General features: G+C 70.2%; 26 protein-coding genes and 1 pseudogene. 11 read left to right on the forward strand and 16 right to left on the reverse strand.

What is annotated here, in order from left to right:
• Positions 1–13: 13 nt before the first annotated feature.
• The 6 genes from E6A26_RS13595 to E6A26_RS13615 all read right to left on the reverse strand — a co-directional run bounded on the left by E6A26_RS13595 (position 14) and on the right by E6A26_RS13615 (position 5058).
• Positions 14–847, reverse strand: a complete 834-nt coding sequence (locus tag E6A26_RS13595; RefSeq protein WP_136611741.1) for a tyrosine-protein phosphatase — start codon at positions 845–847, stop codon at positions 14–16.
• A gap of 16 nt (positions 848–863) precedes the next feature.
• The gene (locus E6A26_RS13600; RefSeq protein WP_136611742.1) at positions 864–2225 is read right to left on the reverse strand and encodes an ABC transporter substrate-binding protein; all 1362 of its coding nucleotides are present in this window, start codon (positions 2223–2225) and stop codon (positions 864–866) included.
• 89 nt (positions 2226–2314) lie between these two features.
• The gene (locus E6A26_RS13605; RefSeq protein ID WP_327407668.1) at positions 2315–3457 is read right to left on the reverse strand and encodes an ABC transporter ATP-binding protein; all 1143 of its coding nucleotides are present in this window, start codon (positions 3455–3457) and stop codon (positions 2315–2317) included.
• Positions 3458–3636: 179 nt separating this feature from the next.
• Positions 3637–4542: a MurR/RpiR family transcriptional regulator gene (locus tag E6A26_RS13610; RefSeq protein WP_136611744.1), complete on the reverse strand. Its 906-nt coding sequence runs from the start codon at positions 4540–4542 to the stop codon at positions 3637–3639.
• A 121-nt stretch (positions 4543–4663) separates the two neighbouring features.
• Positions 4664–4816 (reverse strand): DUF5670 family protein, encoded by a 153-nt coding sequence (locus E6A26_RS17660; protein WP_168928748.1) that lies wholly within the window; start codon positions 4814–4816, stop codon positions 4664–4666.
• A gap of 92 nt (positions 4817–4908) precedes the next feature.
• Positions 4909–5058 carry a lmo0937 family membrane protein gene (locus E6A26_RS13615; RefSeq protein ID WP_136611745.1) on the reverse strand — a complete coding sequence of 50 codons (150 nt, stop codon included), beginning with the start codon at positions 5056–5058 and terminating at the stop codon, positions 4909–4911.
• A gap of 188 nt (positions 5059–5246) precedes the next feature.
• Between E6A26_RS13615 and E6A26_RS13620 the strand changes: the two genes are divergently transcribed.
• Both E6A26_RS13620 and E6A26_RS13625 read left to right on the forward strand, forming a co-directional pair.
• Complete coding sequence (locus E6A26_RS13620; protein WP_234865495.1) at positions 5247–6179, forward strand: S1C family serine protease; 933 nt, start codon at positions 5247–5249, stop codon at positions 6177–6179.
• Positions 6180–6193: 14 nt separating this feature from the next.
• Positions 6194–6358, forward strand: a pseudogene (locus E6A26_RS13625) (aldehyde dehydrogenase (NADP(+))); the annotation flags it as partial.
• Between the two features lie 80 nt (positions 6359–6438).
• On the opposite strand, the gene E6A26_RS13630 reads toward E6A26_RS13625, so the two are convergent.
• Both E6A26_RS13630 and E6A26_RS13635 read right to left on the reverse strand, forming a co-directional pair.
• Positions 6439–7287: a PhzF family phenazine biosynthesis protein gene (locus tag E6A26_RS13630; protein WP_136611747.1), complete on the reverse strand. Its 849-nt coding sequence runs from the start codon at positions 7285–7287 to the stop codon at positions 6439–6441.
• Positions 7284–7769 (reverse strand): NUDIX domain-containing protein, encoded by a 486-nt coding sequence (locus E6A26_RS13635; protein ID WP_136611748.1) that lies wholly within the window; start codon positions 7767–7769, stop codon positions 7284–7286. The genes E6A26_RS13630 and E6A26_RS13635 overlap by 4 nt, the downstream gene beginning before the upstream one ends.
• Positions 7770–7825: 56 nt before the next feature.
• On the opposite strand from E6A26_RS13635, the gene E6A26_RS13640 reads away from it, so the two are divergent.
• Together E6A26_RS13640 and E6A26_RS13645 are read left to right on the forward strand one after the other, a co-directional pair.
• Positions 7826–8569, forward strand: coding sequence for a glycerophosphodiester phosphodiesterase (locus tag E6A26_RS13640; RefSeq protein ID WP_136611818.1), 744 nt, complete (start codon positions 7826–7828; stop codon positions 8567–8569).
• A 180-nt stretch (positions 8570–8749) separates the two neighbouring features.
• Positions 8750–10405: an alkaline phosphatase family protein gene (locus E6A26_RS13645; RefSeq protein ID WP_136611749.1), complete on the forward strand. Its 1656-nt coding sequence runs from the start codon at positions 8750–8752 to the stop codon at positions 10403–10405.
• A gap of 119 nt (positions 10406–10524) precedes the next feature.
• Here E6A26_RS13645 and E6A26_RS13650 read toward each other — a convergent pair whose 3' ends face one another.
• Positions 10525–11115: a TMEM175 family protein gene (locus E6A26_RS13650; RefSeq protein WP_136611750.1), complete on the reverse strand. Its 591-nt coding sequence runs from the start codon at positions 11113–11115 to the stop codon at positions 10525–10527.
• 88 nt (positions 11116–11203) lie between these two features.
• On the opposite strand from E6A26_RS13650, the gene E6A26_RS13655 reads away from it, so the two are divergent.
• Both E6A26_RS13655 and E6A26_RS13660 read left to right on the forward strand, forming a co-directional pair.
• On the forward strand, positions 11204–12319 hold the full coding sequence (locus E6A26_RS13655; protein ID WP_136611751.1) for a glycerate kinase: 1116 nt from the start codon (positions 11204–11206) through the stop codon (positions 12317–12319).
• Positions 12320–12449: 130 nt separating this feature from the next.
• Positions 12450–13724, forward strand: coding sequence for an MFS transporter (locus E6A26_RS13660; RefSeq protein ID WP_211129140.1), 1275 nt, complete (start codon positions 12450–12452; stop codon positions 13722–13724).
• 24 nt (positions 13725–13748) lie between these two features.
• Here E6A26_RS13660 and E6A26_RS13665 read toward each other — a convergent pair whose 3' ends face one another.
• Entirely contained in the window at positions 13749–14984 is a 1236-nt protein-coding gene (locus E6A26_RS13665; protein WP_136611753.1) for a multidrug effflux MFS transporter, read from the reverse strand.
• A 308-nt stretch (positions 14985–15292) separates the two neighbouring features.
• Between E6A26_RS13665 and E6A26_RS13670 the strand changes: the two genes are divergently transcribed.
• Positions 15293–15652, forward strand: a complete 360-nt coding sequence (locus E6A26_RS13670; RefSeq protein ID WP_136611754.1) for a VOC family protein — start codon at positions 15293–15295, stop codon at positions 15650–15652.
• Between the two features lie 157 nt (positions 15653–15809).
• Here the strand turns inward: E6A26_RS13670 and E6A26_RS13675 are convergent, their stop codons facing one another.
• Positions 15810–17096 carry a uracil-xanthine permease family protein gene (locus E6A26_RS13675; RefSeq protein WP_136611755.1) on the reverse strand — a complete coding sequence of 429 codons (1287 nt, stop codon included), beginning with the start codon at positions 17094–17096 and terminating at the stop codon, positions 15810–15812.
• A gap of 223 nt (positions 17097–17319) precedes the next feature.
• Here E6A26_RS13675 and E6A26_RS13680 point away from each other — a divergent pair, with 223 nt between their 5' ends.
• Positions 17320–17925: a malonic semialdehyde reductase gene (locus tag E6A26_RS13680; RefSeq protein ID WP_136611756.1), complete on the forward strand. Its 606-nt coding sequence runs from the start codon at positions 17320–17322 to the stop codon at positions 17923–17925.
• A gap of 136 nt (positions 17926–18061) precedes the next feature.
• On the opposite strand, the gene E6A26_RS13685 is transcribed toward E6A26_RS13680, so the two are convergent.
• The 3 genes from E6A26_RS13685 to pgm all read right to left on the reverse strand — a co-directional run bounded on the left by E6A26_RS13685 (position 18062) and on the right by pgm (position 21934).
• Entirely contained in the window at positions 18062–19648 is a 1587-nt protein-coding gene (locus E6A26_RS13685; protein WP_211129136.1) for an MFS transporter, read from the reverse strand.
• A complete protein-coding gene (locus tag E6A26_RS13690) occupies positions 19645–20124 on the reverse strand; it encodes a MarR family winged helix-turn-helix transcriptional regulator (RefSeq protein WP_136611757.1) in 480 nt (159 codons plus the stop codon). Before E6A26_RS13690 ends, E6A26_RS13685 begins: the two co-directional genes overlap by 4 nt.
• 154 nt (positions 20125–20278) lie before the next feature.
• Positions 20279–21934 carry a phosphoglucomutase (alpha-D-glucose-1,6-bisphosphate-dependent) gene (gene pgm / locus E6A26_RS13695; RefSeq protein WP_136611758.1) on the reverse strand — a complete coding sequence of 552 codons (1656 nt, stop codon included), beginning with the start codon at positions 21932–21934 and terminating at the stop codon, positions 20279–20281.
• Between the two features lie 231 nt (positions 21935–22165).
• Here pgm and E6A26_RS13700 point away from each other — a divergent pair, with 231 nt between their 5' ends.
• Complete coding sequence (locus tag E6A26_RS13700; RefSeq protein ID WP_211129138.1) at positions 22166–23020, forward strand: DUF4190 domain-containing protein; 855 nt, start codon at positions 22166–22168, stop codon at positions 23018–23020.
• Here E6A26_RS13700 and E6A26_RS13705 read toward each other — a convergent pair.
• The gene (locus E6A26_RS13705; protein WP_136611759.1) at positions 22995–24485 is read right to left on the reverse strand and encodes an amidase; all 1491 of its coding nucleotides are present in this window, start codon (positions 24483–24485) and stop codon (positions 22995–22997) included. The two genes, E6A26_RS13700 and E6A26_RS13705, sit on opposite strands and share 26 nt — an antisense overlap.
• Before the next feature lie 90 nt (positions 24486–24575).
• Here E6A26_RS13705 and E6A26_RS13710 point away from each other — a divergent pair, with 90 nt between their 5' ends.
• The gene (locus E6A26_RS13710) at positions 24576–24899 is read left to right on the forward strand and encodes a rhodanese-like domain-containing protein (RefSeq protein ID WP_136611760.1); all 324 of its coding nucleotides are present in this window, start codon (positions 24576–24578) and stop codon (positions 24897–24899) included.
• On the forward strand, positions 24899–25822 hold the full coding sequence (pheA, locus tag E6A26_RS13715; protein ID WP_136611761.1) for a prephenate dehydratase: 924 nt from the start codon (positions 24899–24901) through the stop codon (positions 25820–25822). Before E6A26_RS13710 ends, pheA begins: the two co-directional genes overlap by 1 nt.
• A 96-nt stretch (positions 25823–25918) precedes the next feature.
• Here pheA and E6A26_RS13720 read toward each other — a convergent pair whose 3' ends face one another.
• Positions 25919–26971, reverse strand: coding sequence for a diacylglycerol/lipid kinase family protein (locus E6A26_RS13720; RefSeq protein ID WP_136611762.1), 1053 nt, complete (start codon positions 26969–26971; stop codon positions 25919–25921).
• Positions 26972–26999: the final 28 nt, after the last annotated feature.

The raw sequence follows: 26999 nt of genomic DNA on the forward strand, positions 1-26999 counted from the left end.
CTCCTTCGAGAAGTCAGTTCTGCGATGCGGGGGAGGCCGGGACGGTGAGGACGTCGCGGAGCCGCGCGAGTTCCTCGTCGCCGAAGCCGTGGGCCTTGAGGAGGCCGGCGGCGTTTCCGTAGGTCGCGTCGATGAGGTCCAGGGCCTCGGCGAGCACGGGGGCGGGGCTCGCGACGATGAGGTCGCGCGTCTCGTCCGTCATCGGGCCCTGGACGTGTTGCGCGACGGCGGCCAGCATGGCGTCCGTCCACGGTCCGCTGAGGTTCTTGCCGCTCGTGGCGTAGTCCGCGAGGACCTGCTCGCGGTCCACGCCGACGGCCAGGAGCGCCGTCGCGATGACAAGACCCGTGCGGTCCTTCCCGGCCGTGCAGTGGACCAGGACGGGACCCTCTCCCGAGGCAGCGATGAGGCGCACGGCTCCGGCGATCCGGTCCGCGTGCTCCTGCACGATGAGCCGGTACACGGCCGCGAGGCTCACGAGGGCCTCGGATGTCGGGACCCGACGCGCGGGGAAGATCGGGTAGTGCGCGACCTTGAGGGCGAGCCCGTCGACGGCGCTCGGGGAGGTGGCGAGCTCGGTCTCGTCGCGGAGGTCGATGACCGTCGCGATGCCGAGCTCAGCCATGCTCGTGCGGCCGGCGTCCGTGAGCCGGTGGAGGGCGTCCGAGCGGAACAGCTTGCCGTCCCGGACCGTGCGGCCGCCCTCGGCGGCGTATCCGCCCGTGGTGCGGAAGTTGTACGTGCCGTCCACCGGGAGCGCGGGGTTCGCAGCCGGGGCTGGCGTCTCGGTGGTGGGGACAGTAGTGGGCGCAGTAGTGGGTGCTGCAGTAGTGGGCGCGGTGGCCATGGGTGTCTTCCTTGCCTTACTTGATGAGGTCCTGGGCGCGCTGCTGCGCGTCCTGCATCGTGCTCTTGGGGTCCTTGCCGTAGTACACGACGCCCTCGATGGCCTTGCCGAGGATGTCGTCGACCTGGACGTAGCTGTTGCCCGGGTAGGAGACCCACGGCTGCAGGCGGTCGAGCTGGGCGAGGTTCGGCGCGATGAGCGGGTTCTTCTGTGCCCAGTCGTAGAGCGAGCCGCCGGGCTGGGTCAGGCTGGTCCGCAGCGGGAGGTAGCCGATCTTGGTCGAGATCTGCTCATACGCGTGGTCGCTCGTCATGAACTTGATGAACTCCCAGCCGGCGCGCTGCTTGGCGGGATCGTTGGAGAGGATGAAGAGGGCCGACCCCGAGTTCGTCGGGACCGCGGGCTTGGAGCCGAAGCCCGGCATGCCGGACGCCTTGAGCTGCCAGCCGCCCTTCGCGGCGGCCTGCATGAGCATGCCCTGCACCGCAGAGGACTGCAGGAGGAACGCGGTGTCGCCCTTCGCGAGGCCCTCGAGCTGCGAGTTCGAGTCGGCGTTGCGGAGCACGCCGTCTTTCGTGAGCTGGGCCATCTTCGTGACCGTGTCGATCGCGGCGTCGGAGCCGAACTGGATCGTCTTGCGGTCGGCGGAGAGCACCGACGCGCCGTTCGACTTGAAGATGCCCTGCATGCACCAGTTGCCGCCGATGCTCGTGCACGCGACGTCGACGGACGGCTTGCCGGTCTTCGCCGAGACGGCCTTCGCCGCGGCCTCGACCTTGTCCCACGTCGAGAGGTCAACGTCTGCCGGAAGGCCGGCCTTCTGGAGGGCCGTCGCGTTGTAGAAGAGGACCGGGGTCGAGAAGACGTAGGGGATGCCGTAAGTCTTGCCGTTCCAGTCGGCGAGGTGCTTCGCGTTCGGGTTGAACGGGTGGGCGCCGCCGAGCGCGTCGTCGATGGCCTTCTGGCCCACGAGGTCGCTGATCGGCTGCGCGCCGAGCTGCGTCGCCGCGAAGTCGAAGCCGTCGAAGGTCAGCTGGGCGACGTCGGGAGCGTGGCCGGCGAGGAGCTGCGTCTGGACGCTGCTGATCGTGTTGGCACCCACGGCGCCGCCGCCCTGCGGGGGCTGGGCGTGGACGGTGATGTTGGGATGGGCCTTCTCGAAGTCGGCCACGAGGCCGTTGATGGTGTCGGACCAGACGCCGGCCTGGGCGAGGTTGTAGCTCTCGAAAGTGATGTCGACCTTCTGGTCGGCCGAAAGCTCGGGGATCACGGCCGAGGTGGTCGAGCCAGTGGACGAGGCGCCGCAGGCTGAGAGGCTGAGCGCTGCAACCGCGGCGGCGGCGGTGAGCGCAAGGGCGCGGGCACGGTGTGCGAACATGCTGGGTCCTTAAGGGTGGGTGTGAACGGTGTTGGGGGGCGGGGGATACCGGTGTTGGGGGGTGGGGGTGGTCTGGCGGGGGAACCTGCTCAGGCGGGGAGCGCTTGGGTGGGCTGGCGGGCGGAGGCCGCGGCGCCGTCGTCGTGCGTTGGGACGGCGGAAGGATTCGAAGGCTCGCTCTGCCACTCGAGGCGACGCCCGCTTGCGCGGTCGAAGAGGTGGAGGTGTTCGGCGCGGGCGCTGAGGACGACGGCGACGCCCTCCTCCCAGCGGTGCTCCCGTGGGCAGGTCACGGCGATGCGTCGGCCGCCGACCCGGCAGTGGACGAGCTGCTCGCGGCCGAGGTTCTCCGCGAGCTCGACGGTTCCGCGCAGGGCTGCGCCCGTGCTCGGTGCAGCTGCCGCGGAGCCTGCCGCGTTGAGCGTGAGGTGCTCGGGGCGGATGCCGAGGACGATTTCGCGCTCGGGCGTTTCGCCCTCCCAGAGCACGGCCTCGACGTCCGGGGCCATGACCGTGATCTTGCCGTTGGCGGTCGAGAGCTGGGCGTCGAGGAGGTTGGTCGCGGGCGAGCCCATGAAGCCCGCCGCGAAGACGGAGGCCGGCTTGTCGTAGAGCTCGTCGGGTGTCCCGACCTGCTCGAGGCGACCGCCGTTGAGGAGTGCGATCTTGGTGGCCATGGTCATGGCCTCGACCTGATCGTGCGTGACGTAGACGAACGTCGCGCCGAGCCGGCGATGCAGGGCGGCGAGCTCCTGGCGCGTCGCCGTGCGGAGCTTCGCGTCGAGGTTGGAGAGCGGCTCGTCCATGAGGAAGGCCTTGGGTTCGCGTACGAGGGCGCGGGCGACGGCGACGCGCTGGCGCTGGCCGCCCGAGAGCTCCTTGGGCTTGCGCTCGAGCAGGTGGCCGATGTCCACCATGTCCGCCACCTCGGCCACGCGGCGGCTGATCTCCGCCTTGCTGGCCTTGCCGCCTGAATTCCGGACCGATAGCGGGAAGGCGAGGTTCTTCGCGACGCTCAGGTGCGGGTAGAGCGCGTAGCTCTGGAACACCATCGCGAGGTCGCGCCGCCGCGACGGCTGGTCCGTGATGTCGCGGCCGTCGAGCTCGAGAGTTCCCGACGTGGGGTCGAGGAGTCCCGCGATCATGCGCAGGAGCGTGGTCTTGCCGCAGCCGCTCGGGCCGAGGAGGACCAGGAAGTCGCCGTCGTCGACGACGAGAGAAATGTTGTCCACGGCTTTCACGTCTTTGAACGACCGTGAGAGCTGGTTGAGCACGAGACGGCCCATCGGCACCTCCGGGAAATTATGTTTCCTAACTTCTTGTCGTTAGGAAACTCTCTACCTCGAAGGCTGGGGCCGCTTGGTTAACCAAGAGCGACACTCGCACAAACCGCAGGGGTTCGCGCGAGGAACTATTGGGGCGTGTCCCGAGCGTCGCCGTCCTCGACCATGGTGAGCACCTGACGGAAGACCTCGGCGTGGGCGGCGGCCGCCTCGGGGGAGTTGCTCGTCGCCACGACATGTAGTGCGGAGAGGAGGAGCATCTGCACGATGTTCCCGATCACCGTCTCGTCGTTCCACGCATGGAACTCCGCGCCAGCCACGAGAGTGTGCCTCGAGACCTCGGCCAGCGCCGACTTCGCGTAGCTCGTGATCCCGATGACCGTCGCGCCCCCCTCCGCGGCAAGCCGGGCCGACTGGAGCGTGAACGTGTTCATGCCGCTGTCGCTCACCGCGAGGCACACGTCGGCTGGGGTGAGGAGCTTCGCGGCGACCTGCTGGGAGATGATGTCCGCCGGAGCCTCGCAGACCTGGCCGCTTGTGAGGAACCGCAGCGCGATGGACTGGGCCGGAGGCAGGGAGGCGCCGTTGCCCACGATGAAGAGGCGGCGGCACGAGCGGATGGCGTTCGCCGCGGCCTGGAATTCGGCGTAGTCGAGGGCGCCGAGGGCGCTGCGGATCTCGGTTGCGGCGCGGTTGAAGATGCCGCTCACCACGTATTCGGCGGAACCGGGCTCGCCGCTGTGGTCCTCGCGGCCGTTCGTGGTACCCCATTCGGCAGCGCCGAGGTCGCGGAGGAGGTATTGCCGGAGATGCTGGAAGCCGTCGAAGCCAAGCCGCTTGCACGCGCGGACCACGGTCGCGGGGGAGGTCTCGGTGCGCTGCGCGAGCTCGGAGACGGACATCTGTGCGACGTCCTCGGGGTCAGAGACGCAGAGCTGTATGACGCGCCGCTCGCTCGGCACGAGGGACGGGAGCAGCGACTGGAGGTGGGCCCGGGTTCCGCCGACGGGCGGCTCGGCGCGTTGCTGGGTCATTGTCCCGTCTTAGCAGACGAAGGGAAACGGATGTTCACCTCCTGCTCACAGCGCAGGGGTGGCGCGTCCAGCCTGTAGCTGGTCGCGCCACCCCTGCGGATCTGAGAAGGCGGCTAGGGTCCTAGTGTTCCGCGGGACTGCGACGCCCCACGAGAAACACAATGAACGTGATGACCGCGATGAACAGCAAAAGATGAACTCCTCCGCCGATATTCACGATCACGCCCAAAACCCAGAGAACGAATAGGATCACCGAGGCCCAGAGCAACAGCATGGCAACTCCTTTGAGAGAACCGGCCGAGAACCATTGTGGCCGGCTGCCCCCTCAAGGCGCCATAGTCTGTTGCGGCCGGAGCCTCGGTCTTCCTATACCGCCCGCCGCCCTCTGACCAAATGGACGATGAGGGCGATCACTGCGAGCACGATGAGGATGTGCACGATGCCCCCGAGGCTCGGAAGGGCAATGAACCCCAAGAGCCACAAAACAAAAAGAATTATCGCAATCCACAGCAGCACGGTGGCCTCCTTAACGTCGTTGCGAACCGATGACGTATGGTTACCCCCCTGCCCGAACGTTCAAACCCTCGGATTTTGCGAACCTTTGTTTTGCTCCGCAGTTTGCCCCGCAGGCGGCCCGGGTTCCCGCGCGTTACGCCTCGGGCGATACCGGGAATCCTGCCCCCTCGCCGGCACGTTTTCCTGCTGTGAGTGAGAACGAGGCGGGTGAGAGCGAGGCGCTCGACGCCTATTCGCAGATCGTCACGGGAGTGGCGCGGCATCTGACTCCGCGCGTCGCCTCGGTGAGGACCGAGCGCGGCTCTGGCTCCGCCGTCGTCTTCAGCCAAGAGGGCCACCTCGTCACGAACGCACACGTCGTGGGGCGCGTGTCCCGGGGAGAGGTGACCTTCGCGGACGGCCTGAGCGGCCCGTTCGCGGTGGTCGGCCGGGACCCGCTCTCGGACCTTGCCGTGCTCCGGACCGGGCTGCCGGTGCCGGAGCCGCCCGAGTTCGGCAACGCGGATCGCCTGCTCGTCGGCTCGCTCGTGGTCGCCGTCGGCAGCCCCTTGGGGCTCGAGGGCAGCGTGACCGCGGGCGTCGTGAGCGCGCTCGGGCGGTCCATGCCGGCGCGCGGTCGCACCGCATCGCGGCTCATCGAAGACGTCATCCAGACCGACGCCGCGCTCAATCCAGGCAATTCCGGCGGTGCGCTCGCCGACTCGCGGGGCCGCGTCGTGGGGATCAACACCGCAGTGGCTGGGATCGGCCTCGGGCTTGCCGTGCCCATCAACGCGACGACGCGCAGGATCCTGCACTCGCTGCGGGAGGACGGGCGCGTGCGGCGAGCCTACTTGGGCCTCGTGAGCGTCCCGACCCCGCTCGACGAGCGCTGGGCCGTGCGCACCGGGCGGCGCCGCGCGCTCCGGGTCGCCGAGGTCGTCGCGGGGAGCCCTGCCTCGGAGAGCGGCATCCGGCCCGGAGACCTCCTCCTCGCGATCAACGGCGCCCCGCTGGCCGACGCCCAGTCGCTGCAGAAGCACATGTTCGAGGACGCGATCGGCCGGCGGACCGAGATCACGGTGCTGCGCGGCAATGCCATGGTGGACGTCATCGCGAGGCCGTCCGAGCTCGCCGACTGAGCGCGAGTCCTCTTGGTGGGCCGGTGAGACGGCCGACCTCCGTTGGCACCGCCGCGATCGATCGCTTCCTGCGCCCCGTCGCCTACCAGGGCTTCCCGCAGCACCTCCTCCCCGAGGCGCTCCGCGATGCCAACCCGCTCGGCGTGCCGCGGCTCGTGGACGGCTCCCGGGAGGGGTAGGGGCCGGCGGGAAGTCGCTTTCTCGTCCAAAACTCAGCCGGGGATGACTTCTCCGCGAGAAGGTGGCTGTCGTCCTTCGACTACCCGTCCTCGAGCTCCAGCGTGCCGCGGATCCCCACGACGGTGTCTCCGCCGACCCACACCTCCGCGCCGTCAGCGGTGACTCGGACGAGCCCGCGACGCCCCAGTGCCGTTCCCTGCTGGGCGGCATACGACGACGGCGCGCGCCCGCTCCCGATGAGCCACTGCGCCAAGCCGGCGTTGAGGCTGCCCGTAACCGGGTCCTCGGGGACATCGAGGCTCGGGGCAAACCCGCGGACCTCGAACTGGACCTCCGAGCCCTCGCCGTACGGTCCGATGACGCCCACGAGGTAGTCGCCCATCGCCCCGAAGTCAGGCTCGAGGCGGAGCACCGTCTCTGCGTCCCGCAGGAGGAGCCCCACCCAGCCGGGGCCGTTGTCCACCCATGCTGCGTCGACGACGACGTCGTCCGTCTCGAGCCCGAGCGAGCCCGCCACGGTGGCGAGGTCCGAGGGATCGACGGGCCCCGAGCGGCGCAGCGGGGGCGCCGCGAAGGCGAGCCGTCCGCCGTCGTTCGCGATCGTCACGAGGCCCACGCCGCATTCCTGGACGATCTGGCCTCCATCGGAGGCGGGCTCGCCGCCTGCCTCGAGCCACGCCCGGGCGGAGCCGAGCGTCGGATGGCCGGCGAACGGGATCTCGCCGCCCGGAGTGAAGATTCGGACGCGGTAGTCGGCGTCGGGGTGCGTGGGCTGGAGGAGGAACGTGGTCTCGGAGAGGTTGGTCCACCGCGCGAACGCGGCCATGTCCGCGTCCGCGACGGTCTCGGCATCATGGACCACGGCCACGGGGTTACCGCGCAGGAACTCCGACGTGAAGACGTCGACCTGGCTGAAGGGCAGGCTCATACGAGCTCCACCCCATCCTCGAGCTCAAGCGTGCGGCCCTCCGCAAGGCCGGTGAGCGCGGACCGCACGTTCTGGGCGCCATGCGCGCCGAAGTGCGCTTCGAAGTCCTCGGGCGCGAGGAACTTCCACTCGGTCAGCTCCTCCTCCTGGAGCACGACCTCCGCGCCCTCGGCGAGGCGCCCGCCGTCGTACAGGAAGGAGAGCCCGTCGCCGATCGGGTCGGGGAACGCCGAGTGGGCCACCAGCAGGAGCGCGCCAGGCTCGATGTCGAGCCCGAGCTCCTCGCGGCCCTCGCGGCGCGCGGCAGTGCGAGGCGCTTCGCCGGGGTCAACGGTTCCGCCCGGGAGCAGCCAGCCGTCCTTGTAGTTCGGCTTGACCACGAGCACGCGTCCCTCGCCATCGCGGATCACGAGTCCGGCCGCGACGCGGCGCCTCGGGAGCGTGCGGAAGTACTCCCGGCTCACCGGGCTGAGATCCTCCATAGCTTCGAGCCTACCCGCGGTACGGTGACGGCGTGAGCTACCTGCATGCCGCTCCCATGGCCTTCGCCCACCGCGGGTTCTCGCTCGCGGGACTCGAGAACACGCTCACGGCGTTCCGCTCGGCGTGGGACCTCGGCTTCACGCATCTCGAGACGGACGTGCACGCCACCGCGGACGGCATCCTCGTGGCCTTCCACGACGACACGCTCGACCGCGTCACCGACCGGAGCGGCCGCATCGCAGAGCTGCCGTGGCGTGAGGTCCAGAAGGCCCGGATCGGCGGGGTCGAGCGCGTGCTGCGCTTCGACGAGCTCGCGGAGGCGCTCCCGGACGCCCGCCTCAACGTCGACGTCAAGACCGCCGACGCCGTGGGCCCGTTCGCTGACGCGATCGAGCGCCTGGGCCTGCATGGCCGCGTCCTCGTCGCCTCGTTCTCCGACGCGCGGCGCAGGGCCGTGCTCGCGCGGCTTTCGCGCCCCGTCGCGTCCTCGGCAGGCGGACGGACGACGGCGCTGCTCGCCTTCGGTGGGCCCGTGCTCCCTTCCGCGGTGCTCGCGAAGGCGGCGCGCGACGTCGACTGTCTCCAGGTCCCGGAGCGCCGCGGGGCGCTGCGCATCGTGACGCCCGCGTTCCTCGACCGGGCGCACGCGCTGGGCAAGCAAGTCCACGTGTGGACCGTCAACCGGCCCGCGGACATGCATCGGCTCCTCGACCTCGGCGTCGACGGCCTCGTCACGGACCGCGCCGACCTCCTCCGGGATGTCCTCGTCGAACGCGGGGCTTGGCCAATCGCTGGATGACAAGGGGAAATCCCTCGGAGTTACCCGCCAGTTTCCCGTGAACTTGGCAACGCCCAGCCCAATTCTCATCGAACAGTCCCGCTTGGGCGGCATGCCGCCCGTCGCGCGCTGAAAGGATCACGGGGGCCGCCTCGCGCGGCCGGAGGTCCTTGGGGCGCCAGAGCGCCGGAACGGAGAAGCATGAAGACCAGTACGAAGCGGGCTGTCGCCGCGGTGTTCGGCGCGGCCCTCGCCGCGACCGGTGTCGCGAGCGCCGCCGTCGCCACCCCGGGCGACGGACCGCAGAAGGCCAACGCCGACAAGCACGTCCTCCTCCTCTCGGTGGACGGCCTGCACCAGTCGGACCTCGACTGGTACGTCAAGACGCACCCGAGTTCCGCGCTCGCCGCCCTCGTGGGCCACGGCACGGACTACACGAACGCCCAGACCCCGGTCCCGTCGGACTCGTTCCCCGGGATGGTCGGCCAGGTCACGGGCGGCAACCCGGGAACCACCGGCGTGTACTACGACGACACGTGGAACCGGAAGCTGCTCCCGGCGGGCACCACGAACTGCGCGACGGCAACCCCCGGCGCAGAGGTCGCGTACACCGAGGCCGCAGACCGGAACCAGAACGCGCTCGATGCGGGCCAGGGCCTCGCCGGCCTCCCGAACAGCATCCTCCAGATGACGGGCACCCCGCGCTCGCTCCTCGACCCGGCTCAGCTCCCGGTGGACCCGGCAACGTGCAAGCCCGTGTACCCGAACCAGTACCTCAAGGTGAACACGGTCTTCGAGGCTGCGAAGCAGGCCGGCCTGCGCACGGCGTGGTCGGACAAGCACGTCGCGTACGACATCCTGAGCGGTCCGTCGGGCACCGGCATCGACGACCTCTTCGCTCCGGAGATCAACTCTGACGCGTCGATCGCGGGCTACAAGGGCGACTGGACCAAGGACAACGCGGCGACGCAGCAGTACGACTCCTACAAGGTCCAGGCCGTGCTCAACGAGATCCAGGGCAAGGACCACTCGGGTGCCCACGCGACGGGCGAGCCCGGCGTGTTCGGCATGAACTTCCAGGCCGTTTCGACGGCCCAGAAGCTCCCCACCTCGGACGGCATGGCGGGCGGCTACCTCGCCGACGGCGTGACCCCCGGTCCGCTGCTCTCCAAGGCGCTCGACTACATCAACACCGAGGTCGGCAAGATGACCACGGCGATCGCGCAGTCCCCGGACGCCAAGAAGACCACGGTTGTCCTCTCGGCCAAGCACGGCCAGTCCCCGATGGAGCCCTCGGCGCTCAAGCGCGTCGACGACGGCCCCATCGTCGATGGGCTCAACGCGGCCTGGCGCGCGGCGGGCCACTCGGACGATCTCGTGGCCTTCTCGACGGACGACGACGTCATGCAGCTCTGGCTCAAGGAGCACACGCAGGCGGCGGCGGACTTCGCGAAGCAGTACCTGCAGTCCCACTCGGCCGCGGGCAACAACATCGGCGGCTCGGCGATCACGGTCCCGGCCTCCGGCCTCGACAAGGTCTACTCGGGCTCGGAGGTTGCGGACTTCTTCCACACGTCCGCCGCTGACGAGCGCATCCCCGACATCTTCGGCATCGTCCAGCACGGCGTCGTCTACACGGGCGGCAAGGGCAAGATCGCCGAGCACGGCGGCGCTGGGGTCGAGGACCGCCACGTGCCGATCGTCGTCTCGAGCGGCACGGACACGGGCGCGAACACCGTCTCCTCGCAGGTCGAGACGACGCAGATCGCCCCGACCATCATGCGCGCGCTCGGCCTCGACGCGAACGCCCTCCAGGCGGTCAAGATCGAGGGTACGCAGGCTCTCCCGCAGCACTGACTGGGGCCGGACCGGCCTAGGCTCGTCCGCCCTGTTCCAGTTCACCCACCGCGCTCCCGACCGGTTGATACTCCGGTCGGGAGCGCGGCGTGTTTTCGGGGGCCGCTACTTTGGGGCCGCTACTCGGCGTCGGTCTCGCCGGCCACGGCGCGCTCGATGCGGCGGTCCGGCACGATCCAGACGGCGGCCACGGCCACGTAGGCGGCCACGCTCACCCACACCGAGAGGAACGCCCCGGCACACCCCACAACGTAGATGGCCATCGACCACTTCCCCTTCGCATCATTGCGGATCGCCTGCCCGAGCTGGCTCTCGGTGCCCTGGATCCGGATGAGCCGGGTCTGAAGGATGGTGTAGGAGACCGCTGCGAGCAGCAGGTTGATCCCGTACACGAGCACGGGGAGCGTGCTGAGGCTGCTCTCGTCCATCCACCGCGTGGTGAACGGCACGATCGAGAGCCAGAACAGCAGGTTCAGGTTGGCCCACAGCGCGCCGCCGTCTACGCGGTTGCTGAGGTGCATGAGGTGGTGATGATTGGTCCAGTAGATCCCGATGTACACGAAGCTCAGCACGTACGTGAGCAGCGTGGGCAGGATCTCGAGCATCCCGTGAAGGTCCGGGGTGTTCGGGGTCTTGAGTTCGAGCACCATGATCGTGATGGCGATGGCCAGGACGCCGTCGCTGAAGGCCTCGACGCGATTGGTCTCCACGCTGACATTGAAACACTCCGTGGTCCTGAACCACTCAGCGCGATTGAAACACTCCGCGGCGCGAGCGCGTGGCTGGCAGGATGGTGGAATGCGCATTCTTATTGCCCCGGACAAGTTCAAGGGCTCCCTCACCGCGGCCCAGGCCGCCGACGCGATGGCCGAAGGCGCCCTGAGCGTCTACCCGGACGCGGAGGTCACGCGCGTGCCGATCGCCGACGGCGGCGAAGGCACCCTCGAGGCGGCCGTCGCCGCGGGCTTCGAGGAGCGGAACAACGCGGTGGTCGGGCCGATCCTCCGGCCCGTCGGCGCGTCCTGGGCGATCAAGGGCGCGACGGCGGTCATCGAGACAGCGCAGTCCTCGGGCCTCGCCCTGCTCGACGGCGAGCCGACCCCGGAGACGGCGGGCCGCGCGCATTCCTACGGCGCCGGGCAGCTCATCGCCGCGGCGCTCGACGCCGGCGCCACCGAGATCGTGCTCGGCCTCGGCGGCTCCGCAATGACCGACGGCGGCTCGGGCGCCCTTCGCGCGCTCGGCCTCAAGCCGCTCGACGCGGCCGGCAACGTGGTGCCGCTCGGCGGCGCGGCGCTCGCCGATGTCGTCTCCGTCGACGCCTCGGGGCTCGACCCGCGCCTCGCGCGCGCACGGTTCCGCATCGCCGTCGACGTCCGCAATCCGCTCACCGGCACCGACGGCGCCGCTCACGTCTTCGGTCCGCAGAAGGGCGCCGACCCGGAGATGGTCGCCGCACTCGACGGCGGCCTCAGCACGTGGGCGCGCGTCCTCGCCGAGGCGACGGGGCGCGACGTCGACGTCCCCGGCTCCGGCGCGGCCGGCGGCTTCCCGGCGGCGTTCCTCGCGTACACGGCGGCCGAGCTCGAGAGCGGCTTCGAGCTCGTGGCAGACCTCGTGGGCCTCGGGGAGAAGCTCGGCAGCGCGGATCTCGTCATTACTGGTGAGGGGTCCCTCGACGGCCAGTCGCTTACGGGCAAGGCCCCGATCGCGCTCGCCGACCGGGCGCGGGATCGGGGGATTCCGGTCGTCGCCGCGGCCGGCCGCATCCTCGCAACGCCAGAGGAGCTCGCCGAGCATGGCATCGAGGTGGCGGGAGCGCTCGTCGATCTCGCGCCGAGCCCCGCCGAGGCGATGGCCGAGGGCGCCGCGTACCTCCGCCGCGCGGTCGCGGAGCTCCTGGCCGGCTCCTGACCTGAGCCCTGCGCCGGTTAGCGGCCCCGGCGGGTGGGCCCACGCCGGCAGGGAATACCATCACGGCAGGGGACTGCCCGACGGTGAGGTCCGGGCCTCCCGCCGCGCCATGAAGGAGAACACCGTGACGATGCCGGAGCACACCAGACAGCCGCACCTCACCGTGCCCGACGCCGAAGGGCTGGCCAGGGTGCAGCGGCGCACGCTGCGCGTCGTCGTCGCCGGACAGATCCTCGGCGGCGCGGGGCTCGCGGCGGGGATCTCGGTGGGCGGCCTGCTCGCGCAGTCCATGCTGGGCACCGACGGCCTCGCCGGCCTCCCGACCGCTCTCTTCACGCTCGGCTCGGCGCTGACCGCCTTCCTCGTAGGCCGCTTCACGCAACGCTGGGGCCGGCGGGCGGGGCTCGGCCTGGGATTCGCTGCGGGCGGTCTCGGCGCGATCGGCGTCGTGGTCGCGGCGGTGGCCGACATGGTGCCTCTGCTCTTCGTCTCACTCTTCCTCTACGGCGCGGGCACCGCGACCAACCTCCAGGCCAGATACGCCGGTACGGACCTGGCCGAGCCCTCGCGTCGCGGCACGGCCGTGAGCGTCGCCATGGTCTCCACGACTGCCGGCGCCGTGGCCGGCCCGAACCTCATCACGCCCCTCGGCGACTTTGCCGCAAGCCTCGGCATCCCGCCGCTCGCGGGCCCGTTCCTGCTCGCCGCCGTCGCCTATCTCGCCGCGGGCGCGGTCCTCTTGGCCCTCTTGAGCCCGGATCCCTACCTGCTCGCGCGCGCCGTCACCGAAGCAGCAAGGACGGACGACGGCGGGACCTCGCCGGCCGCCGTCGTCCGCCGTCCCGGGGCGAGCGCCTATGCGGGCGCGACGGTCATGATCCTGACCCAGATCGCCATGGTCGCGATCATGACCATGACGCCGATCCACATGCGCGCGCACCACCAGAGCCTCGCCGCGGTGGGCCTCGTCATCGGCCTGCACGTCGGCGCGATGTACCTGCCGTCGCTGCTCACGGGCGCGCTCGTGGACCGGATCGGCCGCGTGCCGATGGCCATCGCCTCCGGCGTGACGCTGCTCGCGGCCGGGGTCGTCGCGGCCGTGGCTCCCGGCGATTCGCTCGGGCTGCTCATCCTCGCGCTCGTCCTGCTCGGGCTGGGCTGGAACTTCGGCCTCATCTCGGGAACCGCCCTTGTCATCGACGCGACCGTGCCGGAGAACCGCCCGCGCACCCAGGGCACGATCGATGTGCTCATCGCCCTCGCCGGGGCCGGAGGGGGCGCGATGTCCGGGGTGGTCATGGCGTCGTCGAGCTACGGGACGCTCTCGCTGGCCGGCGGGTTCCTCTCGCTCCTGCTGATCCCGGTCCTGTTCTGGACGCACCGCCCCCGGGCCGTGCCCGCCTGAGCCGGGCCGGCCTGACCGTCTGGGTCAGCCGCGCACGAGTCGCCGCGAGCGGCCGCCCAAGCGCGTCACGACGGCGAACGCGAGGGCGGCCGCGGCTGCGGAGACGGCGGCCACGAGTCCGAGGCCAGCAGCATCGTGCTCGCCGCCCAGCCCGACGAGGGGCGCGGACAGCCCACCGAACGCGAACCGCGTGAGCCCGAGGAGCGACGACGCCGTGCCCGCGATGTCGCGGTAGCCCGACAGCGCGAGCGAGGTCGACGGCGGATTGGTCACCGCGACCCCGGCGACCATCGTGAAGAGCGAGACGATGACCGCGACGAGCGGCAGGTGGAGCAGCGCCGTCACCAGGAGCAGCAGGGCGCCGGCCACGCACAGCGCGAGCCCGACGGAGAGCGTCCGCCGCTCGGACCACCGCTCTGAAAGGCGTCCCGACGTGAAGCCGAAGACCATGAAGCCGAGCGAGTTGAGCCCGAACGCGAGCGCGTACTGCTGCGGCGTGAGCCCGTAGATCCCCTGGAGCACGAAAGTCGCGCCGGCCAAGTAGGCGAACAGCGCGGCGCCCGTGAACGCCGTGACAAGGAGCGAGGCCACGAACGTGCTGTCCGAGAGCAGGCGTGCGAAGGCGCGCAGCGTGTGCGGGAGCCCGCCCTCGGTCCTGAGCTCGTTGGGGAGCGTCTCGCGGTAGATGATCGCCGAGGCCACGAGGATCCCGACGCCCACGACCGCCAGGAACACGAAGGCCCCGCGCCAGTCGGTGAACGCGGCGATCTGGCCGCCGATCACGGGCCCGATGATCGCCGCGAGCCCGCCCAGCACCGCGAGCCGGCCGTAGTAGCGCACGAGCTTCCCGCCCGAGTAGAGGTCGCGCCCCGCCGCCTGCGCGATCACGATGCCCACCGAGCCCGCGAGGCCCTGCACGAGCCGCGCTGCGATGAGCGTCTCGATCGTGGGGCTCGCCGCGCAGAGCGCCGACGCGGCGATGTAGGCGCCGATCCCGATCAAGAGCGGACGACGGCGGCCGAACCGGTCCGAGAGCGGGCCCGCCACGATCTGGCCGAAGGCGAGGCCGAGGAGGCAGGCCGACACGGTCAGCTGCGCCGTCGAGGTCTGGGTGTGGAGGTCCCTCGTGAGCGCGGGCAGCACGGGAAGGTAGAGGTCCATCGAGATGGGGCCGAACGCCGTGAGCAGGCCGAGGACCACGGCGAGGGAGCGGCTCACGGTCCGAGGGGCGGTGCTCGTCGAGGCGTCAATCGCGGTCATGTGGTCCCTGTCGGTCGTAGCGGCTGTCTCCTCAGCAAACCAGCTTCGTGTCCGGCGGGGGAGAGTGCTGCCGATACAGGTACCCGCAGTACCCCCCCCGCCACGGTTCGGCCCGGCGCCGCGCCCCTTCAGGCCCAGCCTTCGGGCACAGGCGTTTCGGGTACAGATAACTCCCGCCTGAGGCGTTTCGGGTACAGATACTTTCGGCTACACCTGTTTCGGGTACAGATACTGTCGGCTACAGGCGTTTCGGGTACAGATAACGCCAGCGGACACTCCCTGTCCGCAGCCGTCGCTAGATTGTCCCCATGGCCATCGCAAGCTACCCAAGCCTCGTCATCGACTGCCCCGATCCGGTTGAGCTCGGCGCGTTCTACGCCGCCCTCCTGGATTGGAAGACCGAGAGCTCCGCCGCCGACTGGGTGGAGATCCGGGCCGACTACGGTCAGCTCATCTCGTTCCAGAAGGTCGAGGACTACCGCCCGCCCCTCTGGCCCACCCAGGACGTTCCGCAGCAGATGCATCTCGACGTTACCGTCGACGATCTCGATGCGGCCGAGGTCGAGGTGCTCAAGCTCGGCGCGAGCAAGGCGGAAGCCCAGCCTGGGACCACGTTCCGGGTGTTCCTCGACCCCGCGGGCCACCCGTTCTGCCTGTGCGTCGGCTGACCCACCCTAGACGTCTCGGGTACAGATAACGCCGGCCTGGCGCGTCTCGGGTACAGATAACGCCGGCCTGGCCCGTCTCGGGTACAGATAACGCCAGCCCGGCCCGTCTCGGGTACAGATGATCTGTACCCGAGACGAGAGCGAGCGGCCCGGCGCGTCAGCGCTCGGTCTCGGGCTCCCGGACGGTGCCCCGCCAGCGGGACAGCGCGGTCATGCCGTGGTAGACGAGCAGCGCCGCGGCCGAGCCGAGCGCGATGCCCGCGAAGCTCAGCTGGCCGACTGTCCACGTGTAGTCCGCGATGCCGATCACGAGCGCCACGGCGGCGGTCGTGAGGTTGATCTGGTTCGAGAAGTTCACGCGGCCCTGGACCCAGATCTTCACGCCGAGCACGCCGATCATGCCGTAGAGCATCGTCGCGGCCCCGCCGAGCACGCCCTGCGGGACGGTCGCGATAAGCTCTCCGAACTTCGGCGAGAAGCTCAGGACGAGCGCGCAGGCGCCGGCAACCCAGTACGCGGCGGTCGAATAGACCTTGGTCGCGGCCATGACGCCGATGTTCTCGGCGTACGTGGTGGTGCCGGAGCCGCCGCCGAGGCCAGCGAGCACGGTCGCGACGCCGTCGGCCATGAGCGCGCGCCCGGAGACGCCGTCCAGATTCTGCCCCGTCATCGTCGCGACGCTCTTGACGTGGCCGATGTTCTCCGCGACGAGTACCAGGACCACGGGCACGAAGAGGCCCAGAACCCCCAGATGGAATGTGGGCGTCTGGAAGTGGGGAAGCCCGATCCATGCTGCAGAGTCGACCTTCGAGAAGTCGACCTCGCCCCGCGCCACGGCGACGACATAACCGACCACCACGCCGACAAGAATGCTGAGGCGCCCCAGGATTCCGCGGAAGAGGACGCTCACGAGGATGATCGCGATGAGCGTCACGAGGGCCGTGACCGGTGCGGCCACGAAGTTCTGCTTCGCCGACGGCGCGAGGTTGAGGCCGATGAGCGCCACGATCGCACCCGTGACGACGGGCGGCATGACGATGTTGATCCAGTGCGCCCCGAAGCGCTGCACCACGGCGCCCACGAGCGCGAGCGCGACGCCAGCCAACACGACACCGCCGAGCGCGCCCGAGACGCCGAACTGCTGCTGCGACGCGAGGATCGGCGCGATGAACGCGAATGACGAGCCGAGGTAGCTCGGAACCCGCCCCCGCGTGACGACGAGGAACAGGAGCGTGCCCACCCCGGAGAAGAACAGCGTGGTCGCGGGCGGCATGTGCGTGAGGATCGGCACGAGGAACGTCGCGCCGAACATCGCCACGACGTGCTGGAGGCCGATCCCGATGGTCAGCGGCCACGCGAGCCTCTCCTGCGGCGTGACGACCTCGCCGGGCCGGACCGAGCGGCCGTCGCCGTGGAGCTTCCATCTGGTTCCGAGCATGCTCATGCGTCAGGGGCCTTCCGAGGGGTGGGATGTCGGGGGCCATCCTACTCGCGGGTGGGGCCAGACCCGACGGCGCGGGAGAGCGGCGAGGAGGTCCGTGTGTCCAATCTCACCGCCGTGGGCGGAAGCCTTACGGACGACGGCGGGTTTTCTCACCTGAGAGGGTGACGGACCGCGCCACCGTCGCTTCAGCAGAAACTTCCGCATTCCGTCTAAGGAGACCCGCATGAGCATCGCCCACCAGGAAGCAGCACTGGACGCCGCCGCCGTCGACGCCCTCTTCGTCGAGGCCCGCACCGCCAACTCGTTCACTGGCGAGGTCACGGACGAGCAGGCGCAGGCCATCTACGAGCTGACGAAGTTCGGGCCCACCGCCTTCAACAACCAGCCGCTGCGCATCACGTACGTCCGCTCGGCGGAGGCCCGCGAGCGTCTCGTCGCCCACATGATGCCGGGCAACCAGGAGAAGACGCGGACGGCTCCGCTTGTCGCCGTCCTCGCGTTCGACACCGAGTGGCACGAGAAGTGGGATGAGTTCCTTCCGGTGGCACTCCGCGCGAAGGCCATGTTCGACGGCGACGAGGCCCTCCGCTACGGCACGGGCCGTGACAACGCCCACCTTCAGGCGGGCTACTTCATCCTCGCAGTCCGTGCGCTGGGCTTCGCTGCAGGTCCGATGACGGGTGCCGATTTCGCGGGGATCGACGCCGAGTTCTTCCCCGAGGGTGGCCGCAAGAGCTTCCTCGTCGTCAACATCGGGCTCCCGGGCGCGGACGCGTTCGGCCCCGCGAAGACGAAATTCGCGTTCGAGGACGTCGTCGAGACCCTCTGACGCCGACGGCGAGCTCCAACCGCTCGTCAGTGGATGTCTGATAGCCGAACAGTCAAGAGATGGCCCCTCGTTGCCTTGATGCAACGGGGGGCCATCTCTTTCAGAGGGTCGGGCCAAGGCCCTTCGCGAGGTGTCGTCAGGCCTTCTTGAGGCGTTCGCCCCGGTCCTTCGGTCCCGGGACGTGCGGGATGTTCCCGGTCGGATTCCGCTGCACGGACACCGTCCGCTGGCGTCCAGTGTGCGGAGCCTTGCACTCCGCCGGGGCGCTGGCGGGACGCGTAGCGGCGGGACGTGGCTCCTTGACGGGCGGGATCTGGCCATCGGTCGCGGAGGGGGCCACAGGCGGAGCCTCGGTGACCGCGGCAGCCAGCCCGGCGCCGTCGTCCGTCGAATCGCTTGCCGCCGTGGCACCGCTGGCAGCGACCGCCGAGCCGTCCTCGAGCCGAACGCCCGCCGGAACGGCCTCGAGCTGACGCGACCATCGGGCGGTCCAGACTGCGCGCAGCTGGTCCCGCATCGTGCCCTCGCCCCACCGGCTCAGCACCACGACGCCGAGCACACCCGCGCAGAGGGCCATGAGTCCGCCCACGAGCACGGACCACCGGGGCCCGGCCGTGTTCGCGATCCAGCCGACGAGGGGCGCGCCGATGGGCGTGCCGCCCTGGATGACCGCCATGTACAGCGCGAGGACTCGGCCCCGGTACTGGGCCTCGGTGCTCAGCTGGACGATCGTGTTGCAGAGGTTGAGGAACGTGATCGAGGAGAGCCCCACGGGAACGAGCATGATCGCGAACCACACGTAGCTGGGCATCGTCGCGGCAACGATCGTCGCGACACCGAGCGCGATCGCCGCCCCGACCAGGAGGCTCATGCGCGGCCCCTTGCGCCGGGCGGAGAGGAGCGCGCCGCCGAACGTGCCGACCGCCATGATCGAGCCGAGCAGGCCGTACGCATCCGGTCCGGCCTTGAAGACGTCCGCGGCCATGAGGGCGTTCGTGACCTGGAAGTTGAGCGTGAACATGCCGACGAGCCCGGCCATCGCCATGATCAGCACGATCCGCGGCTGGGTTCTGACGTAGCGGATGCCCTCGGCGATCTGGTGCTTGCCGCGCGGGATCCGGGGGCTGCGGTGCAGCAGGTCGACGCGCAGCCGAGTGAGGGACGTCAGGACCGCGGCGAACGTCGCGGCGTTGAGCAGGAACACCCAGCCCGTCCCGATGACCCCGATGAGCACGCCGGCGATGCCCGGGCCGGCAAGACGCGCGAGGTTGAAGGACGCGCTGTTGAGCGCGACGGCGTTCGGAACGTCCGCCCGGCCCACGAGCTCCGAGACGAACGCCTGCCGCGGAGGGGCGTCGAAGGCGCTCGCGACCCCGAGCAGCAGCGCGATCGCGTAGATCTGCCAGAGCTGGGCCGCTCCCGTAAGCACGAGGACGCCCTGAAGCAGGCCGAGGAGGCCCATCGCGGCCTGCGTGCCCATGAGCAGCTTGCGCTTGTCGAGGCGGTCGCCCAAGACGCCCGCATACGGCCCGAGCACGAGGATCGGGAGGAACTGCAGGCCCGTGGTGATGCCCACGGCGGCGCCGTCGTGCTGGGTGAGCTGGGTGAGCACGAGCCAGTCCTGCGCGACGCGCTGCATCCATGTGCCAACGTTGGAAACGAGCGCGCCGACGGCCCAGAGGCGGTAGTTCGGGTGGCTGAGGGCTCTGAAAGTGTTGTTCACTGGGCGGCCATCTCCAAGAGGATCTCGGCGGCGCGGTGCATCGTGGCTCGGTCTGCCTCGGGGAGTCCCTCGAGGCGGGCGGCGAGCCACGCTGACCGCAGGCGGCGCGACTCTTCGACGATGGCTCGGCCTTGATCGGTGATTTCGACGACGACCTGGCGGCCGTCGGTGGGGCTGTCGTTGCGGCTCACTAGATGCTGCGCGGCGAGCGCGTTGACGGTGCGGGTCATGCTCGGCGCCTGGACGCATTCGGCGTCTGCCAGCTGGCGCATGGTCTGCGGGCCGCGCTTCACGAGGAGACCGAGGACGGTGGTCTGCCCCGGAGTGACGACGTCGCTTCCGGCCTGGATGCGCAGCAGACGGGACGTCCGCATGATGGCGATGCGGAGTTCGACCGCGAGGTCGCCGAGGTCCGGGACACCCGTTCCGACGGGTGGCGGGGTGGGTGTTGCTTCGGGAGCTGCGGCGGGAATCATCGATACTTAGCTTAGCTCATTACTTTTGCTAAGTATATGATCGCGGTCACCCAGGGTCCGTTGCGCGCGTCACCACTCGGGAAACACGAAGCGCCGTCACGTCCGGCGGATGGACACCCCGAACGTGACGGCGCAACGAGTAGAGAGGCGCGGGCTAGGAGATGACGGAGTCGACGAGCGCCTTCGCCTCGGCCTGAACCTGCTTGAGGTGCTCCGGGCCCTTGAACGACTCGGCGTAGATTTTGTACACATCCTCGGTGCCCGAGGGCCGCGCCGCGAACCATGCGTTCTCGGTCGTGACCTTGAGCCCGCCGATCTTCGCGCCGTTGCCCGGCGCTTCGGTGAGCTTGGCGGTGATGGGCTCGCCCGCGAGGTCAGTGGCCGTGACGTCCGCGGCGGAGAGCTTGCCGAGCTTGGCCTTCTGCTCCCGGCTCGCCGCGGCGTCGACCCGCGCGTACGACGGCGACCCATACTTCGCCGCGAGGTCCGCGTAGCGCTGGGACGGGCTCTGTCCGGTCACGGCCTGGATCTCCGACGCGAGGAGGCACAGCAGGATGCCGTCCTTGTCGGTGGTCCACACGCCGCCGTCCAGCTTGACGAAGCTCGCGCCCGCGCTCTCCTCGCCGCCGAACGCGCCCTCCCCGCTCAGGAGCCCCGGAACGAACCACTTGAAGCCCACGGGCACCTCGACGAGCTTGCGCCCCAGCCCGCCCGCGACGCGGTCGATCATCGACGAGCTCACGAGCGTCTTGCCCACCACGGCGTCCTGCCGCCAGCCCGTGCGGTTGCGGTACAGGTAGTCGATGGCTACGGAGAGGTAGTGGTTCGGGTTCATGAGTCCGCCGTCGGGCGTGACGATCCCGTGCCGGTCGGCGTCGGCGTCGTTGCCGGTCGCGATGTCGTATTTCGCCTCGCCCGAGTTGACCTTGGCGATGAGGCCGGCCATGGCCGACGGCGACGAGCAGTCCATGCGGATCTTCTCGTCCCAGTCGAGCGTCATGAACGCCCACTGCGGGTCGACGGTCGGGTTCACGACCGTGAGGTTGAGGTGGTGGCGCTCGCCGATTTCGCCCCAGTAGTCCACCGACGCGCCGCCCATGGGGTCCGCGCCGATCCGCACGCCCGCGTCGCGGATGGCCGCGATGTCGAGGACCTGCGGGAGGTCGTCCACGTACGAGGAGAGGAAGTCGTACTGCCCGGTCGTGTCCGCCGCGAGGGCGTCCTGGAGCGGGATGCGCTTCACGCCGCTGAGGTTCGCTTCGAGGAGGGCGTTCGCGCGGTCGGCGATCCAGCCCGTCGCGTCCGTGTCCGCGGGACCGCCGTGCGGCGGGTTGTACTTGAACCCGCCGTCGGCCGGCGGGTTGTGGCTCGGCGTCACGACGATGCCGTCGCCGCGGGCGGGATCGTCCTCGGAGCGGCCCGCGTTGTACTTGAGGATCGCGTGGCTCAGCGACGGGGTCGGCGTGTAGCCGTGGCGCGCATCGATGAGCACCGTGACCCCGTTCGCGGCGAGGACCTCGAGCGCCGTGTTGGTGGCCGGCTCGCTCAGGCCGTGGGTGTCGCGAGCGAGGAAGAGCGGCCCGCGGATGCCCTGGCCCGCCCTGTATTCGACGATGGCCTGCGTGATGGCCGCGATGTGCTTCTCGTTGAAGGACGCCTTGAGGCTCGAGCCGCGGTGGCCCGAGGTCCCGAACGCGACGCGCTGGCCCGGATCGCTCAGGTCAGGCGAGACGTCGTAATAGGCGTCCAGGAGTGCCGTGATGTCCACGAGGTCGGTGGGGAGGGCAACGGTGCCTGCTCGGTTAGCCATGCCCATAGCTTTGCAGAGAACACCAACGGTGGGTGGCACAGGAGTGAAGATTTCCCGTAGTGACGCCAGCCGGCGCGCGCGGCGGCGGCGGCGGACTTGCCGGCCCGCGCGGCTGCGGCGGCCGACGGCGGCGTGGCTCGCCTTTCGCGGCAGAGTCGCTCGCGCTCCGCGGCGGCGTAGTCTTGAGCCAGCATGCGATGGGGACATGCGCGAGGTGACACGGAGGAACAGATGTCAGACCCGCAGATTGGCGACGCCGCGTCCGAGGACCAGTCGAAGCCAAGCCACAGGCCTGAGGACGGCGGGCCGCACGAGGGCGAGGCGCCGGGCGCGGAGCCTGCCCAGGCGGGCCAGACCGCCGCCGACCGGCCCACGGAGCCCATCGGTCGCGACCGCCGCCACGCGACGCGGCCGATCCCACCCATCCCGCACGCGCCCGCACCGCCCGCCGGCGTCGCGCCCGGGTCGCAGGCGGCGTCCGCGCCCGGAGCAGATCAGCAGCCCGGGCAGCCGCAGGCCGGGCAGGGTTCGTACGGACAGGGTTCGTACGACCAGAACGCCCAATACGGCCAGGACACTCAGTACAGCCAGAGCCCGTACGCCCAGGGCCCCTACGGCCAGGGCGCCTCCAACCAGCCCGGCTCCTCCCAGCCATACAGCCGCGAGCCGTACGGCCAGCAGCCGTTCGCCGAGCCCGCGTATGGCCAGCCCGCGTATGGCCAGCCCGCGTATGGCCAGCCTGCATACGGCCAGTCCGCCTACAGCCAGCCCGTGTACGGCCAACCGCAGCAGTCCCCGTACTCGTTCCCGTCCCAGCCGTACTATCCGCCTGCGGAGCCGCGCGGCCTCAGCATCGCGTCGATGGTCTGCGGGATCGCGTCGCTCGTCGGGTTCGGATTCTTCCTCCTGCCGCAGATCGCAGCCGTCATCCTGGGCCACATGGCGCTGTCCCGCGAGCCCGCGGGCCGCGGCTTCGCGATCGCTGGGCTAGCGATGGGGTACTTCTGCCTCCTGATCACGGTCGTCGTGATCGCGTTCTTCGTCATCGGCATTTCGTCGCTCAGTTCGTACCACTCGGGGTACTGACGAGGGGCACGGCCGAGCTGACGGCGGGGCTGACCGGTCGCTGCGTCTCGAGAAGCCTTGCCAACGCGAGCAGGAGTCCCTCGGACCCCATCGGGCCTACGAGCTGCACGCCCATCGGCAGCCCGCCAGCCGTCCAGTGCGTCGGAACGCTCACCGCGGGCAACCCGCACACGTTCACCATCGACGACCACGGCGCGAACTCGCACTGCCGCGCGTAGTCCTGGTCCGCCGTCGTCTGCCATTCCGTGCCCGAGAACCAGCCGACGGGCCGCGAGGTCTGGGCGAGCGCGGGCATGAGGATCACGTCCCACGCGGCGTATTGCGCCACGGTGTCGCGCTCGAAGCGCCGAAGGAACGCGAGCGCCTCGTCGAGTCTGGCGCGGCTCCGCTGCTGCGCCCGCCGGCGGAACGCGCGCGTGAGCGGGGTGAGGAGCGGTTCGCACTCCGGCTGGATCCGCAGGGTGCCGACGCCCGCCGTCCACGCGGCGGTGAACTCGTCCGGGTAGCGGTTGTCGTACCGGATTTCCGCCTCGGCGACTGTGTGGCCTGCCGCGTGCAGCCGAACGACCGCGGCGTCGAGCGCCGCGAGCGCCTCTGCCTCTGGCTGGATCCGGTAGCGCTGGTCCCACGGGCTCGCGAGCGCGACGCCAATGCGGAGCCGTCCCGGCTCGCGGCTCATCGCGTCCACGTACGACGCCGCGTGGCGACCGTGCCCCGTGCCGGCACCGGGGCCCGGCTCGCCGCACGCGACGAGGGCGTCCAGGAGGAGTGCCGCATCCTCGGCGGTCCGCGCGAGCGGGCCGGCGACGACGAGTCGCGCGGCGTCGCCCGGGCTCTGTCCCGCCGGAACGAGCCCTCGGCCCAGCTTGAGTCCCACGATTCCGCATGCCGCCGAGGGAATCCTGATCGAGCCGCCGCCGTCGCTCCCTGTCGCGAACGGCAGGAGACGTGCCGCCACCGCTGCCGCGGATCCTCCCGACGAGCCGCCCGAACTCAGCGCGGGTGCGTGCGGGTTCCGGGAAGGTGGCCCGATGCGGTTTTCGGAATACGCGGTCAGACCGAATTCCGGGACCTGCGTCTTGCCCAGCGAGATGGTCCCGGCTGCGCGGAGCAGTTCCACGAGGGGGCCGTCGCTTGGGGCAGGGCGGTGGCTGATGGCCGCGCTGCCGTGGGTCGTGGGGACGCCAGCCACGTCGACGAGGTCCTTGAACGCCGTCGGCATCCCGTGGAGCGGCGGGAGTGCATCGAGCCTGCCGGCGCGACGGGCGGCCGCGTAGGCCTCGTCCGCTGCGGCGGCCGCCTCGAGCGCGCGGTCCCCGGTCACGGTGACGAAAGCGCCGAGGTGTCGGTCCGCCGTCTCGATCGCAGAGAGGAAATGGCCCGTGGCTTCCCTCGCCGAGAGTTCACCGGCGCGCAGAGCGTCGTGGAGGCCCCGCGCCGAAAGGCGGGCCACGCCGTCGTCCATGCGCACTCCTCCCGGCTCGCGTCACGCCCGCCCCGTCGCCGCCTACTCACTATAGGCTTGAGGAAGAACCGCGTTTCCTCAGGAGGCACCATGCCCGACTTCGAATCCGTCCGCGTCGACGAGCTGCCCGGCGGCACCCTGCTCGACGTGCGCGAGGACTACGAATGGGAGGCAGGGCATGCCCAAGGAGCCCTCCACATCCCTATGGATCAGCTCCCGACTCGTCTGTCCGAGCTTGATCCGGACGTTGACCTGCTCGTGGTCTGCCGCACCGGCGGGCGTTCGGCCCGCGCCACGAGCTGGCTCGTGGACCAGGGCTATTCGGCGATGAATGTCCTGGGCGGAATGGACGCGTGGCTCGAGGCCGGGCGCCCTCTGGTGTCCGAGAACGGGCACCAGCCCACGGTCCTCTAGTGATCTACACCTTCCTCGGTCCCGAGGGGACCTTCACCGAGGCTGCCCTCCTCAAGGTCCCGGGCGCCGGCGACGCGACGCGCGTGCCGTCCACGAACGTCAACGAGGCGCTCGACCGCGTGCGCCTCGGCACCGCGGACGCGGCCATGGTTCCGATCGAGAACTCGGTCGAGGGTGGCGTGACCGCGACGCTCGACGCGATCTCGACCGGACCCGAGCTGCGGATCGTCCGCGAAGAGCTCGTGCCCATCACGTTCGTGCTCGTCGCGCGGCCGGGCACGCGGCTCGAGGATGTACGGCGGATCCACACCCATGGGCACGCCTGGGCCCAGTGCCGGGCCTGGGCCACGTCGAAGGTGCCTCAGGCAGAATATGTGCCGGCCCCGTCCACGGCCGCGGGAGCGCTGGCGCTCCTCGACGCCTCGGCCCAGCCCGGCGACGCCGCGATCTGCGCCCCGATCGTCGCGGAGGAGCGGCCCGAACTCGAGGTCCTGGCCGAGGACATCGGCGACAACAGCGGAGCCGTGACGAGGTTCATCCTCGTATCGAGGCCGGCCGGGCTCCCGCCGCGGACCGGGGCGGACAAGACGACCGTCGCCGTCCCGCTGCCTGAGGACCATCCGGGCGCGCTCATGGAGATCCTGTGGCAGTTCGCGTCGCGGGGCGTGAACCTCTCGCGCATCGAATCTCGGCCCACCGGGGAATACCTTGGCCACTATTTCTTCAGCATCGACGCCGAGGGCCATGCGGAGGAGGCCCGCGTGGCGGACGCGCTGGCCGGCCTGCACCGGCTGAGCCCGCAGACGCGGTTCCTCGGCTCGTACCGGCGCGCAGACGGGGTTGAGCCGGACGTCCTGCCGTACAACACCGACCGGGCGTTCGACGCAAGTCGGGTGTGGCTCCAGGGCGTCTTAGGCGGTTGACCCGCTCGGGTGCCGCCATCGCGAGCGGCGATGCGGCGCCGTCGTCCGTCTCGGCGCTGCAGCGATAGGCGGGAGGCGATAGTCGGGAGGCGCGGCTCAGCTGCCCACGCGCACGAGGAGCGAGAGCGGGTGCACGTCGACGCTGATGTCGGTCGCGGGACCCGTCGGATCGCCGTCCACCTGGGTCTCGACCGGCTCCCCGCTGCGGATCCGCACCTTCTGAGCGCCATAGAAGGACATGACGGGCAGCGGGCGGTTGTGCTGGAACGTGATCTTGGCCCACATCGAGAGCCACCCGATGAGGCTCCGAGGGCTCATGACCACGATGTCGAGGACACCGTCGTCCAGGTAGGCCTCGGGGATGAAGTCCACGCCGCCGGGGAGCTTGCTGCAGTTCGCGAAGAGGACGCTGCGCACGCGGCGGGTCTGGAAGTCGCCGTCGTCGAGCGAGATGTCGACCTTCTTGCGTCGCCGCCCCGGCATATGGCGTATGCCTGCCTCGGTATAGGCAATCCAGCCCACGGCCTTCTTGAGATCCTCGTTCGTGTCGCCCAGGATCTCGGCGTCCATCCCCATTCCGGCGATCACGAGGAACGTGTGCTCGGACTTGGATCCCGTCGTGCGGTTCTCGAGGGTCATCGTGGCGGTGTCGATGCGGCGCTGCTTGCCGAACAGGGCCGTGTGCACGCACTGGGCCAGGCGCGTGATGTCCAGGTCGAGGTTCCGGGCCAGGAGGTTTCCGGTCCCGAGCGGCACGAGTCCGAGCGCCACATCCGTTCCCGCGAGGGCCTCTGCCACGACGCGCACGGTGCCGTCGCCGCCGCAGGGAATGACGACGTCGGCCTTTGCCTCGAGTGCTTTGCGCGTCATCGAGTGGCCGGGATCGTCCGAGGTCGTCTCGAAGACGAGGGGGCTCGGCCATCCCGCCCCGCGGCATGCCGCCTCGATCAGCATCTCTGCCTCGGCCGCGCGCGCCTTCGTGGGGTTCAGGACCACGGCGACCTGCTGCAGGCCGGGCGGCGGCGCTTCCGCGGGCACGCCAACGGCGCTGCGGCTGTGCTGCTCCCTGAGCCTGCGCACGCCCCACCAGCTGGTGACCGCAAAAGCACCAGCCGCCGCGACGGCACCCCCGATGATCCAGTTGCGCATGGTTCCATCACTCTATCCCGGGGCCGCC

The sequence above is a fragment of the Sinomonas albida genome (assembly GCF_004919045.1).
GTDB classification, from domain to species: Bacteria; Actinomycetota; Actinomycetes; order Actinomycetales; family Micrococcaceae; genus Sinomonas; species Sinomonas albida.

What these genes read in the sequence shown, in the direction of transcription:
- E6A26_RS13680 (WP_136611756.1), top strand. Translation starts at nt 17,320, where the DNA reads ATGAGCATCGCCCACCAGGAAGCAGCACTGGACGCCGCCGCCGTCGAC.
- E6A26_RS13705 (WP_136611759.1), bottom strand. Translation starts at nt 24,485, where the DNA reads ATGGACGACGGCGTGGCCCGCCTTTCGGCGCGGGGCCTCCACGACGCT.
- E6A26_RS13670 (WP_136611754.1), top strand. Translation starts at nt 15,293, where the DNA reads ATGGCCATCGCAAGCTACCCAAGCCTCGTCATCGACTGCCCCGATCCG.
- E6A26_RS13610 (WP_136611744.1), bottom strand. Translation starts at nt 4,542, where the DNA reads ATGACCCAGCAACGCGCCGAGCCGCCCGTCGGCGGAACCCGGGCCCAC.
- E6A26_RS13710 (WP_136611760.1), top strand. Translation starts at nt 24,576, where the DNA reads ATGCCCGACTTCGAATCCGTCCGCGTCGACGAGCTGCCCGGCGGCACC.
- E6A26_RS13690 (WP_136611757.1), bottom strand. Translation starts at nt 20,124, where the DNA reads ATGATTCCCGCCGCAGCTCCCGAAGCAACACCCACCCCGCCACCCGTC.
- E6A26_RS13635 (WP_136611748.1), bottom strand. Translation starts at nt 7,769, where the DNA reads ATGGAGGATCTCAGCCCGGTGAGCCGGGAGTACTTCCGCACGCTCCCG.
- E6A26_RS13645 (WP_136611749.1), top strand. Translation starts at nt 8,750, where the DNA reads ATGAAGACCAGTACGAAGCGGGCTGTCGCCGCGGTGTTCGGCGCGGCC.
- E6A26_RS13630 (WP_136611747.1), bottom strand. Translation starts at nt 7,287, where the DNA reads ATGAGCCTGCCCTTCAGCCAGGTCGACGTCTTCACGTCGGAGTTCCTG.
- E6A26_RS13600 (WP_136611742.1), bottom strand. Translation starts at nt 2,225, where the DNA reads ATGTTCGCACACCGTGCCCGCGCCCTTGCGCTCACCGCCGCCGCCGCG.
- E6A26_RS13700 (WP_211129138.1), top strand. Translation starts at nt 22,166, where the DNA reads ATGTCAGACCCGCAGATTGGCGACGCCGCGTCCGAGGACCAGTCGAAG.
- pgm (WP_136611758.1), bottom strand. Translation starts at nt 21,934, where the DNA reads ATGGCTAACCGAGCAGGCACCGTTGCCCTCCCCACCGACCTCGTGGAC.
- E6A26_RS13665 (WP_136611753.1), bottom strand. Translation starts at nt 14,984, where the DNA reads ATGACCGCGATTGACGCCTCGACGAGCACCGCCCCTCGGACCGTGAGC.
- E6A26_RS13595 (WP_136611741.1), bottom strand. Translation starts at nt 847, where the DNA reads ATGGCCACCGCGCCCACTACTGCAGCACCCACTACTGCGCCCACTACT.
- E6A26_RS17660 (WP_168928748.1), bottom strand. Translation starts at nt 4,816, where the DNA reads ATGCTGTTGCTCTGGGCCTCGGTGATCCTATTCGTTCTCTGGGTTTTG.
- E6A26_RS13675 (WP_136611755.1), bottom strand. Translation starts at nt 17,096, where the DNA reads ATGAGCATGCTCGGAACCAGATGGAAGCTCCACGGCGACGGCCGCTCG.
- E6A26_RS13720 (WP_136611762.1), bottom strand. Translation starts at nt 26,971, where the DNA reads ATGCGCAACTGGATCATCGGGGGTGCCGTCGCGGCGGCTGGTGCTTTT.
- E6A26_RS13640 (WP_136611818.1), top strand. Translation starts at nt 7,826, where the DNA reads ATGGCCTTCGCCCACCGCGGGTTCTCGCTCGCGGGACTCGAGAACACG.
- E6A26_RS13655 (WP_136611751.1), top strand. Translation starts at nt 11,204, where the DNA reads ATGCGCATTCTTATTGCCCCGGACAAGTTCAAGGGCTCCCTCACCGCG.
- E6A26_RS13660 (WP_211129140.1), top strand. Translation starts at nt 12,450, where the DNA reads ATGCCGGAGCACACCAGACAGCCGCACCTCACCGTGCCCGACGCCGAA.